The following is a 9,502-nucleotide window of genomic DNA, read 5'->3' on the forward strand; positions in this document are numbered from 1 at the left end:
GTGCCGGATGGAATGGGGCGCGCGGTGGCAGGGTTGGACGGTACGGACAAGGAGTGACCCCATGGGTGAAGTGATCCTGGTCAGGCACGGCGAGACCGCGTGGAGCCTGACCGGCAAGCACACGAGTTACACGGAGCTGCCGCTCACGGCGCGCGGCGAGGAGCAGGCGAAGTCCCTCGCGCCGCTGCTGGCCCGGCGCAAGATCGCGCTCACCGTCACGAGCCCGATGCAGCGGGCCGTGCGCACGGCGCGGCTCGCCGGGCTCGGCGACACGTTCACGGACCCGGAGCTGCACGAGTGGGACTACGGGGCGTACGAGGGCGTGACGACCGCGCACATCCACCAGGAGCGGCCGGACTGGGACCTGTGGCGCGACGGCGTCGACAGGGGACCCGCCGAGCACCCGGGCGAGACGCCGAAGGAGGTGAGCGAGCGGGCCGACCGCGTTCTGGCGCGGGTCGACAAGGCGCTGCGGGACGCGGACCTGGACGGTGAGGGGGGCGATGTGGTGCTGGTCGCGCACGCGCACTTCCTGCGGGCGCTCACGGCGCGAAGGCTCGGCCTGGACGTGTCGGCCGGGGCGCTCTTCCGGCTGGACGTGGGGTCGCTGAGCCGGCTCGGGACGGAGCACGGGAGGCCGGTCATTTCGGCCTGGAACGTGACGTCCGAGGACCGGGGCGAATGACTCCCCGGCGCGGGGCGCGCGGTGCGGGGCTCCGCCCCACGCCCCGCTCCGCAAGAGCCGGGAGGCGGGCCCCGCGCAAGCGGCTTAGCGTGGAAGGGCACGCCCCTCACAGGAGGTCACCCTTATGAAGGTCGGTGTCATCGGCGGTACGGGCCGCATCGGCTCGCGGCTCATCGCCCATCTCCAAGCGGCCGGCCACCAGGGCACCGCTCTCGTCCGCTCCACCGGAGTCGACGTCGTCAGCGGGGAGGGGCTGCGCGAGGGGCTCGACGGGTGCGCGGTGTGTGTCGACGTCTCGACGCCCCCCGCCTTCGACGAGAGCGCCCGCCGCTTCCAGGAGGAGGCCATGTCCAGCATGGTCGAGGCGGGGCGCGCGGCCGGCGTCGAGCACTACGTGGTGCTCTCCATCGTCGGCTGCGACGAGGTGCCCCAGGTCCCCTACTACGCGGCGAAGGCGTACCAGGAACAGGCCCTGGCCGACTCCGGGGTCCCGTGGTCGGTGCTGCGGGCCACGCAGTTCCACGAGTTCATCCCCGACGTCATGGACTGGACGACGGAACGCGGCGTCGTGCGGCTGCCGTCCACGCCGCTCCAGCCCGTCGCCGCCGCGGACGTCGTGAACCGGCTCGTGGAGATCGTGCTCGGGCCGCCGACCCGGGCCCGCGCGAACCTCGCGGGGCCCGAATCCCTCGCTCTCGACGACCTGGCCCGGCACGTCCTCGCCCTGCACCCCGACGGCCGGGCCGTCGTGACCGACGAGAACGCGGGACTCTTCGCCGCCGTCCCCGGCCGGGAACTGACCGCGCCACGTGACGCGATGCTCGCGCCGACCACGTTCGACCAGTGGCTGCGCGATTCCTGGCCCGCGTAGGCGGCGGGCACGGCGCGGGCCCACCGCGGGCACGGCGCGGACTCCGGGCGCCCGCCCGGCACAATGGGCGGCATGGCCCGTCGTAAAGCATCCCGCACCGCCCCCGCGGCGCCCCGTACCAGCCCCGCCGCCTGCCCCTGCGGGAACCCGGCTCCCTATGCCGAGCACTGCGGGAAGCTGCACGCGGGCGGGCTCGCCGCGCGGGCCGAGGACCTCATGCGGGCCAGGTACAGCGCCTTCGTCGTGGGCGACGAGGCGTATCTGCGGCGCAGCTGGCACCCCGGCACGTGTCCGCCCGTGATCGGACTCGACGGCGGGACGCGCTGGGAGGGCCTGGAGATCGAGGCGAGCGAGCGGGGCACCGCCTTCCACCAGGACGGCACCGTCACCTTCCGCGCCCGCTACCGCGAGGGCGGCGCCCCCGGCGCGCTCCACGAGCGGAGCCGCTTCAGCCGGGTGGGCGGGGAATGGGTGTACGTGGACGGGGACTTCCTGGACTGAGCGCGCGCCCCGGGCGGGGCGGGAGCGCCGCTCAGGGCGCGAGCACGTCCAGTTCGTGCAGCGCGCCCACCGTGATCTCGCGCGTCAGTGCCTCCGCGCGGGCCGTGTCCCGCGCCCGTACCGCCTCGGCGACCTGTACGTGCAGCGTGACCGCCGCCGGGTCGGGGTCCTCGAACATGACCTGGTGGCGGGTGCGGCCGGTGAGGATCGCGGCGACGACGTCGCCGAGGCGCGCGAACATCTCGTTGCGCGAGGCGTTCAGCACGATGCGGTGGAACTCGACGTCGTGCACGAGGTACGCCTCCAGGCGCCGTCCGTGCGAGGTCTCGACCATGCCGAGGGCCGCCTCGGTGAGCGCCGCGCACTCCTCGGGGGTGCAGTTGCGGGCCGCGAGCCCGGCCGCGATCGGTTCGACGGCGGAGCGCAGGACGGTCAGCGAGCGGAGCTGGCGGGGCCGGTCGGCGCCCGCGAGGCGCCAGCCGATGACGCTCGGGTCGTAGACGTTCCACTCCTCGATGGGACGGACCGTCACGCCGACGCGCCGGCGTGAGCTGACAAGCCGCATCGCCTCCAGGACCCGGATCGCCTCCCGGATGACCGAGCGCGAGACCTCGAAGCGCTCCGCGAGGGCGTCGGTACGCAGCACGCTGCCCGGCGGGTACTCGCCGCCCGTGATGGCTTTGCCCAGGTGGTCGAGTACGCGGCCGTGGAGGCCCCCGTCCTGCGAAGTCATGGGCTCAGGGTACGGTGCGTTGCGCACTCCGCAATACGTAGGACTTTTACGTCACATTCTCTTGAATACGTATGACGTATGGGCTTCAGTAGCTTGCGCAGACGATGTCGAAGAAGACAGCGAAGGACACCGAGCAGCAATGAGCACCCCCCCTGTCGTCGTGGTGATGGGCGTCGCCGGAACCGGCAAGACGACCATCGGGCCCCTCGTGGCCGAACAGCTCGGCGTCCCGTACGCCGAGGGCGACGACTTCCATCCCCCGGCCAACATCGCCAAGATGAGCGCCGGGACCCCGCTCGACGACGCGGACCGCGCCCCGTGGCTGGACGCCATCGGGCGCTGGGCGCACGGACGGGCGGGCCAGGGCGGAGTGGTCAGTTGCTCCGCGCTCAAGCGCTCCTACCGGGACCGGCTGCGCGCCGAGGCTCCCGGGCTCGTCTTCCTCCACCTCACCGGCGACCGCGCCCTCATCGAGGACCGCATGGGGCACCGTCAGGGCCACTTCATGCCGACCAAGCTCCTGGACTCGCAGTTCGCGACGCTCCAGCCGCTCGGCCCCGACGAGAGCGGCGTCAAGGTCGACGTGCGCGGCACCCCGGAGGAGATCGCGGCGCGCGCCGTCGCGGCCCTGCGGCCCTCGGCCTCCGCACCCGCCCCCGAACCCGCGCCCTGACCGTGCGGGCCGTGCCCCGGGACGGCTTCCCCCCACGGGTTGACCCTCCCCTCCCCCACACCCCCACCTCCCCATCCCCACTCCCCCCAAGGAAGAGACCGTGACCAGTCTCAGCGTCGAGATGCTGGCAGCGGACGCCGAGCCGATCACCTCGGCGGGCAACGCCCAGCTCGGGATAGCCGTCGTGCTCGGCATCGCCGTCATCGTCGTCCTCATCGCGAAGTTCAAGCTCCACGCCTTTCTGGCCCTGACGATCGGCGCGCTCGTGCTCGGCGCCGTGGCCGGTGCCCCGCTCGACAAGGCGATCACCAGTTTCACCACGGGCCTCGGCTCGACCGTGGCCAGCACCGGCGTGCTCATCGCGCTCGGCTCGATCCTCGGCAAGCTCCTCGCCGACTCCGGGGGCGCCGACCGGATCGTGGACACGATCATCGCCAAGGCGAGCCCGAAGAAGATGCCGTGGGCCATGGTGCTCATCGCGGCCGTGATCGGTCTGCCGATCTTCTTCGAGGTCGGCATCGTGCTGCTGATCCCCGTGGTCCTGATGGTCGCCAAGCGCGGCAACTACTCGCTCATGCGGATCGGCATCCCGGCGCTGGCCGGTCTGTCGGTCATGCACGGTCTCGTCCCGCCGCACCCCGGCCCGCTCGTCGCCGTCGACGCGCTCCACGCCAACCTCGGCATCACGCTCGCGCTCGGCATCATCGTCGCGATCCCCTCCGTGATCGTCGCGGGCCCGCTCTTCGCGCGCTACGCGGCCCGCTGGGTCGACGTGAAGGCCCCCGAGGAGATGACCCCGAAGCGCGCGAGCGACGACCTGGAGAAGACCCCCGGCTTCTTCGCCACCGTCGCGACGCTGCTCCTGCCGGTCGTCCTCATGCTGCTCAAGGCGATCGTCGACATCATCATCGACGACCCCACCGACCTGACGCAGCGCGTCTTCGACGTCATCGGCAACCCGATGTTCGCCCTCCTCGTGGCCTGCCTGCTCGGCCTCTTCACCCTCGGCCGCGCGGCCGGCTTCACGCGGGACCGGCTCTCCGAGACCGTCGAGAAGTCGCTCATGCCGATCGCGGGCGTGCTCCTCATCGTCGCCGCCGGCGGCGGCTTCAAGCAGGTGCTCGTGGACGCGGGCGTGGGCCAGATGATCCTGGACATCTCCAAGGACTGGTCCGTCCCCGCGCTCCTGCTGGCCTGGCTCATCGCGGTCATCATCCGCCTCGCGACCGGCTCCGCGACCGTCGCGACGGTCTCCGCCGCCGGGCTCGCCTCGGGCCTCGCCGACGGCATGTCCACGACGCACGTGGCGCTCATGGTCCTCGCGATCGGCGCGGGCTCGCTCTTCTTCAGCCACGTCAACGACGCCGGTTTCTGGCTCGTGAAGGGCTACTTCGGCCTCGACGTGGGCCAGACCGTCAAGACGTGGTCGTTCATGGAGACGATCCTGTCGGTGATGGGCCTGGTGATGGTGCTCCTGCTGTCGCTGGTGTTGTAGCGGCGGCGCGTGTACGCGCGTGAGGGGCGGGCCCGGAGGTACGGGCCCGCCCCTCACGCGTACGGCGGGCCCTTCGCGGGTACGGCATGCCAGGCCCCAACGCCCTTCGCTCAGGACACCGCCTTCGCCGCCGCCCTGCCCGCCGTGCGGCCCGAGAAGAGGCAGCCGCCGAGGAAGGTGCCCTCCAGGGAGCGGTAGCCGTGGACGCCGCCGCCCCCGAAGCCCGCGGCCTCGCCCGCCGCGTAGACGCCGGGGAGCGGGTCGCCCGCCTCGGTGAGGACGCGCGAGGACAGGTCCGTCTCCAGGCCACCGAGGGACTTGCGGGTCAGGATGTGGAGCTTGACGGCGACGAGCGGACCCGCCGCCGGATCGAGGATGCGGTGCGGGGCCGCGGCGCGGATGAGACGGTCGCCGAGGAATTTGCGGGCGCCGCGGATCGCCGTGACCTGGAGGTCCTTCGTGAAGGGGTTGGCGATCTCGCGGTCGCGCTCGACGAGGACGCGGCGCAGGGCCTCCTCCTCGATGAGCGGCTCGTCCGTGAGCGCGTTCATGCCCCGTACCAGCGCGCCGAGGTCCTTCTCCACGACGAAGTCGGCGCCGTGGTCCATGAACGCCTTGACCGGGCCCGGCACGTCCGCGCGGGCGCGGTCGATGACGCCGCGTACCGACTTGCCGGTGAGGTCGGGGTTCTGCTCGGAGCCCGAGAGCGTGAACTCCTTGCCGATGACGCGCCGGTTGAGGACGAACCACGTGTAGCCGTGGCCGGTGCTCATGATGTGGTCGAGCGTGCCGAGGGTGTCGAAGCCGGGGAAGAGCGGGACGGGCAGGCGCCTGCCCTCGGCGTCGAGCCACAGCGAGGAGGGACCGGGCAGGATGCGGATGCCGTGCTTGGCCCAGATCGGGTTCCAGTTCTGGATGCCCTCGGTGTAGTGCCACATGCGGTCGCCGTTGACGAGGTGGCCGCCCGCGTCGCCCGCGACCTTGAGCATGAGGCCGTCCACGTGCGCGGGCACCCCGGAGAGCAGCTTCTCGGGCGGGGTGCCGAGCCGGGCCGGCCACGCCGCGCGGACCAGGTCGTGGTTGCCGCCGATGCCGCCGGACGTGACGATCACCGCTTGCGCGCGCAGTTCGAAGGAGCCCGTCACGGTACGGCTGCTCGCGGTGCCGCGCGCGACGCCGGACGGCTCCAGGATCTCGCCGCTCACCGTGTCCACGCTGCCCGCCGCGCGCCCGAGCCCGGTGACCCGGTGCCGGAAGCGGAACTCCACGAGGCCCCGCGCCGCGGCCTCGCGCACGCGCCGCACGAAGGGCGCGAGCAGCCCGGGCCCTGTGCCCCACGTGATGTGGAAGCGGGGGACGGAGTTGCCGTGGCCGCCCGCGTCGTAGCCGCCCCGCTCGGCCCAGCCGACGACGGGGAAGAACCGCACCCCCATCCGGTGCAGCCACGCGCGCTTCTCACCGGCGGCGAAGTCGACGTACGCATCGGCCCAGCGGCGCGGCCACAGGTCCTCCTCGCGGTCGAAGCCCGCCGTGCCCAGCCAGTCCTGGAGCGCCAGCTCGCGGCTGTCGCGGATGCGGAGCCTGCGCTGCTCGGGCGAGTCGACGAGGAAGAGCCCGCCGAAGGACCAGTGCGCCTGACCGCCGAGCGACTGCTCGGGCTCCTGGTCGAGGAGGATCACCTTGCGGCCCGCGTCTGCGAGTTCGGCGGTCGCCGCGAGGCCCGCGAGTCCCCCGCCGATCACGATGACGTCCGCGTCGTAGGCCATGCGGCTCTTCCTGTCCTGTGAGGCCCGTCGGCGCGGGGGTCCGTACGGGGCTGCGGCGGACTCCCTGCCCGGCCGGGGTTACCGGTGAGTCAGTTCCCGTCAGATCCTGGCCGCGGCACGGGGTCGCGTCAACCGTCCGGCGGGCCCGGCGTGCGCCGTCCGGAAGCGGGTACCCGTCGGGCGAAACGGGCGGCGGGACGATATCGTCGGCTCGGCAGCCACCCCCCACCCGGTGTTGAGGTGCGCGACGTGTCGGTACTGGTCCTGGTCCTGGCGGTGGCCGCCGCGTTCTGCCTGGGCACGGGCTTCGTCTTCCAGCAGAACGCCGCGCAGCACGCCCCGCCCGGCGACTTCCTCTCGCCGCGTCTCCTGCTCGTCCTCGTCCGCAAGCCGCGCTGGCTCGCGGGCATCGCGCTCATGGTGGCGGGCATGGTCCTCAGCGCGCTCGCGCTCGGCGACGGGGAGATCTCCCTCGTCGAACCCTTCCTCGCCACCAACCTCCTCTTCGCGATGGCCCTTTCACGCTGGCAGACGGGACAGCCGCTCGGCCGGCAGGGCTGGAGCGGGCTCGTCCTGCTCACCGGCGGCGTCGCCGCGTTCATCCTGTCGGGGCGCCCGCGCGGCGGCGACGCGATCACCGACCCGCTGCGGCGCTGGCTGATCATCGGGCTCATGCTGGGCATCGCGCTGCTCCTCGCCGCGTACGCGCGCCGCTCCCGCCTCACCGCCGCGCCCGCGCTCCTCGCCACGGGCGCCGGACTGCTCTACGGGGTGCAGGACGCGCTGACCCGGGTGAGCGGCGAGGTCTTCGGCGACGGCGGCTTCGGCGCGCTCGTCCTGACGTGGGAGCCCTACGTCGTCGTGGCGCTCGGCATCAGCGGCCTCGTCCTCGTGCAGAGCGCCTTCGAGGCGGGCCCGCTGCGCACCTCGCTGCCCGCCCTCTCGGCGACCCAGCCGCTCGCCGGGATCGTGTGCGGCGTCGGCTTCCTCGGCGACCAGCTCCGCATGGACCCGGGGGCGCTCGCGGGCGAGGCGGCGGGGCTCGCGGCGATCGTGGTGGGCATCGTGCTCCTCGGACGGCACCCCGCGATGCCCTCGGGGAAGGCGGAGCCCCCGCAACCGGAGAAGGACCTGCAACCGGGCTGAGCGGGAGTCCGTCGCGAGGCGGAGCGCCCGGCCACGAGCCCGGCACGAGGGCTCGTCCACTCGGGCCCGCCCTGTCCGCGCCGGTCGCGCGCGCGGTGGTTGGATGGCTCCATGGCTTCTCCGCATCAGACCCCCGCCGATCCCGCCGACGAGATCCTCGATGTCGTGGACCTGGACGACCGGGTGACCGGGCAGGCGCGGCGCGGGGACGTGTACGCGCGTGGGCTGCGGCACCGCTGCGTGTTCATCCGCGTCAGGGACGAGGCGGGGCGGATCTTCGTGCACCGCAGGACTCCGGGCAAGCTCGTCTTCCCCTCGCACTACGACATGTTCGTCGGCGGTGTCGTCGGGGCCGGCGAGTCCTACGACGAGGCCGCGCTGCGGGAGGCGGAGGAGGAGCTGGGGGTGAGCGGGCTCGACCGGCCCGTACCGCTCTTCCGGTTCCTGTACGAGGACGCCTCCGCCGGTGCCTGGTGGTCGGCCGTCTACGACGTGCGGTGCACCCTGCCCGTCGCGCCGCAGGCCGAGGAGGTCGCCTGGCACGACTTCCTCACCGACGAGGAGCTGGCGGCCGGGCTCGGGGAGTGGCCCTGGGTGCCCGACGGTCTCGCCGCCTACCACCGGCTGCGCGCGCACGATGGCCGCTGAGCGCCCCCGGGAGACCGTGCGCCGGCTCCTCTTCTCGCCCGCCCGCGTCGCGCGCGAGGGCACGACGCCCGACTACCGCTTCTCGCTCGCCAACGAGCGCACGTTCCTCGCCTGGCTGCGCACCTCCCTCGCCCTGGTCGGCGGCGGTTTCGCCGTGGACCAGTTCCTCCCCGACCTGCGCTGGGGCTGGCGCGTCGGGCTCGCGCTCGCGCTCCTTGCCTGCGGGGTGCTGTGCGCGCTGCGCGCGGTCGTGCACTGGCTGCGCTGCGAGCGCGCGATGCGGCGCGGCGAGGACCTGCCGGTGACGCGCTTCCCGGTGCTGCTCGGGCTCGTCATCGCGGCGGTCGCCGTCGTGATGGTCGTCGTCGTGCTCTTCGGGTTCGCGGGATGAGCGGAAGGGGCGGGGCGGGCGCGGCAGGCGCTTCGAGCGGGGCGAGCGGTACGGGCGGCGGCAGCGGCGCGGGCGGCGGCTTCGCGCGTGATCCCGGGCTCCAGCCCGAGCGGACCCGTCTCGCCTGGCGGCGTACCGCGCTCTCCGCGACCGTCGCCGGGGTCCTCGCGCTCAAGGCCGCGCTCGCGCACGGGGTGCCCCTGGTGTGGGTGGCCGGCGTCGTGCCCGTCCTGGCGTTCCTCGCCCTCGCGACGCGGCGCGCGCGGGACCTCGCGGCGCCGCGTCCGCGCGCGCTGCCGCCTGGGTACGCACTTCTCGCCGCCTGCTGCGCCGGAACCCTGGCGCTGGCGGCCGTTCCTGTGATCCTCTGACAGTGTGACGGTACGGGTACGGCGGACGACGCCCCGGTGGCACACACATGAACTGCGGCTCGGCAGCGACGAGGTGACGAAGCGCTACCACGACACGCGGACGGAACCCGCCGAGCGCGAGTGGCGGGCCCTCGTCCTGCTCCAGCGGCACGCGCCCGGCCTCGCCCCGCGCCCGCTGCGCCGGACGCAGGGCAGGCAGCCGGATCTCGTGATGTCCCGGCT

Annotated in this window: 11 protein-coding genes and 1 pseudogene; 10 read left to right on the forward strand and 2 right to left on the reverse strand. The window is 73.4% G+C overall.

The window, feature by feature from the left end; translation table 11 throughout:
• Positions 1 to 61: 61 nt before the first annotated feature.
• The 3 genes from G3I42_RS00470 to G3I42_RS00480 all read left to right on the forward strand — a co-directional run bounded on the left by G3I42_RS00470 (position 62) and on the right by G3I42_RS00480 (position 2,057).
• Positions 62 to 685, forward strand: coding sequence for a histidine phosphatase family protein (locus G3I42_RS00470; protein WP_164281868.1), 624 nt, complete (start codon positions 62 to 64; stop codon positions 683 to 685).
• 124 nt (positions 686 to 809) lie between these two features.
• Positions 810 to 1,556, forward strand: a complete 747-nt coding sequence (locus G3I42_RS00475; RefSeq protein WP_164281869.1) for an NAD(P)H-binding protein — start codon at positions 810 to 812, stop codon at positions 1,554 to 1,556.
• Between the two features lie 72 nt (positions 1,557 to 1,628).
• Positions 1,629 to 2,057 carry a YchJ family metal-binding protein gene (locus G3I42_RS00480; protein WP_203606165.1) on the forward strand — a complete coding sequence of 143 codons (429 nt, stop codon included), beginning with the start codon at positions 1,629 to 1,631 and terminating at the stop codon, positions 2,055 to 2,057.
• 31 nt (positions 2,058 to 2,088) lie between these two features.
• On the opposite strand, the gene G3I42_RS00485 is transcribed toward G3I42_RS00480, so the two are convergent.
• Entirely contained in the window at positions 2,089 to 2,790 is a 702-nt protein-coding gene (locus G3I42_RS00485; RefSeq protein WP_164281871.1) for a FadR/GntR family transcriptional regulator, read from the reverse strand.
• Positions 2,791 to 2,929: 139 nt separating this feature from the next.
• Between G3I42_RS00485 and G3I42_RS00490 the strand changes: the two genes are divergently transcribed.
• Both G3I42_RS00490 and G3I42_RS00495 read left to right on the forward strand, forming a co-directional pair.
• Positions 2,930 to 3,463: a gluconokinase gene (locus G3I42_RS00490; protein WP_164281872.1), complete on the forward strand. Its 534-nt coding sequence runs from the start codon at positions 2,930 to 2,932 to the stop codon at positions 3,461 to 3,463.
• A gap of 100 nt (positions 3,464 to 3,563) precedes the next feature.
• Positions 3,564 to 4,958 carry a gluconate:H+ symporter gene (locus G3I42_RS00495; RefSeq protein ID WP_164281873.1) on the forward strand — a complete coding sequence of 465 codons (1,395 nt, stop codon included), beginning with the start codon at positions 3,564 to 3,566 and terminating at the stop codon, positions 4,956 to 4,958.
• A gap of 110 nt (positions 4,959 to 5,068) precedes the next feature.
• Here G3I42_RS00495 and G3I42_RS00500 read toward each other — a convergent pair whose 3' ends face one another.
• Positions 5,069 to 6,724 (reverse strand): FAD-binding dehydrogenase, encoded by a 1,656-nt coding sequence (locus tag G3I42_RS00500; protein ID WP_164281874.1) that lies wholly within the window; start codon positions 6,722 to 6,724, stop codon positions 5,069 to 5,071.
• A 249-nt stretch (positions 6,725 to 6,973) separates the two neighbouring features.
• Between G3I42_RS00500 and G3I42_RS00505 the strand changes: the two genes are divergently transcribed.
• From G3I42_RS00505 to G3I42_RS00525, 5 genes and pseudogenes are all read left to right on the forward strand, one after another.
• Entirely contained in the window at positions 6,974 to 7,870 is an 897-nt protein-coding gene (locus G3I42_RS00505) for a DMT family transporter (protein WP_164281875.1), read from the forward strand.
• 111 nt (positions 7,871 to 7,981) lie between these two features.
• Positions 7,982 to 8,518 (forward strand): NUDIX domain-containing protein, encoded by a 537-nt coding sequence (locus tag G3I42_RS00510; RefSeq protein ID WP_164281876.1) that lies wholly within the window; start codon positions 7,982 to 7,984, stop codon positions 8,516 to 8,518.
• Entirely contained in the window at positions 8,508 to 8,909 is a 402-nt protein-coding gene (locus tag G3I42_RS00515; protein ID WP_203606166.1) for a DUF202 domain-containing protein, read from the forward strand. The genes G3I42_RS00510 and G3I42_RS00515 overlap by 11 nt, the downstream gene beginning before the upstream one ends.
• Positions 8,906 to 9,280 (forward strand): DUF202 domain-containing protein, encoded by a 375-nt coding sequence (locus G3I42_RS00520; protein ID WP_164281877.1) that lies wholly within the window; start codon positions 8,906 to 8,908, stop codon positions 9,278 to 9,280. Before G3I42_RS00515 ends, G3I42_RS00520 begins: the two co-directional genes overlap by 4 nt.
• A 4-nt stretch (positions 9,281 to 9,284) precedes the next feature.
• A pseudogene (locus G3I42_RS00525) lies at positions 9,285 to 9,502 on the forward strand (aminoglycoside phosphotransferase family protein); the annotation flags it as partial.

Source organism: Streptomyces sp. SID11385, assembly GCF_010548245.1.
GTDB lineage: Bacteria > Actinomycetota > Actinomycetes > Streptomycetales > Streptomycetaceae > Streptomyces.

Coding starts and splice junctions, on each gene's coding strand:
- G3I42_RS00485 (WP_164281871.1), bottom strand. CDS start 2,790: ATGACTTCGCAGGACGGGGGCCTCCACGGCCGCGTACTCGACCACCTG.
- G3I42_RS00470 (WP_164281868.1), top strand. CDS start 62: ATGGGTGAAGTGATCCTGGTCAGGCACGGCGAGACCGCGTGGAGCCTG.
- G3I42_RS00490 (WP_164281872.1), top strand. CDS start 2,930: ATGAGCACCCCCCCTGTCGTCGTGGTGATGGGCGTCGCCGGAACCGGC.
- G3I42_RS00500 (WP_164281874.1), bottom strand. CDS start 6,724: ATGGCCTACGACGCGGACGTCATCGTGATCGGCGGGGGACTCGCGGGC.
- G3I42_RS00520 (WP_164281877.1), top strand. CDS start 8,906: ATGAGCGGAAGGGGCGGGGCGGGCGCGGCAGGCGCTTCGAGCGGGGCG.
- G3I42_RS00510 (WP_164281876.1), top strand. CDS start 7,982: ATGGCTTCTCCGCATCAGACCCCCGCCGATCCCGCCGACGAGATCCTC.
- G3I42_RS00480 (WP_203606165.1), top strand. CDS start 1,629: ATGGCCCGTCGTAAAGCATCCCGCACCGCCCCCGCGGCGCCCCGTACC.
- G3I42_RS00475 (WP_164281869.1), top strand. CDS start 810: ATGAAGGTCGGTGTCATCGGCGGTACGGGCCGCATCGGCTCGCGGCTC.
- G3I42_RS00515 (WP_203606166.1), top strand. CDS start 8,508: ATGGCCGCTGAGCGCCCCCGGGAGACCGTGCGCCGGCTCCTCTTCTCG.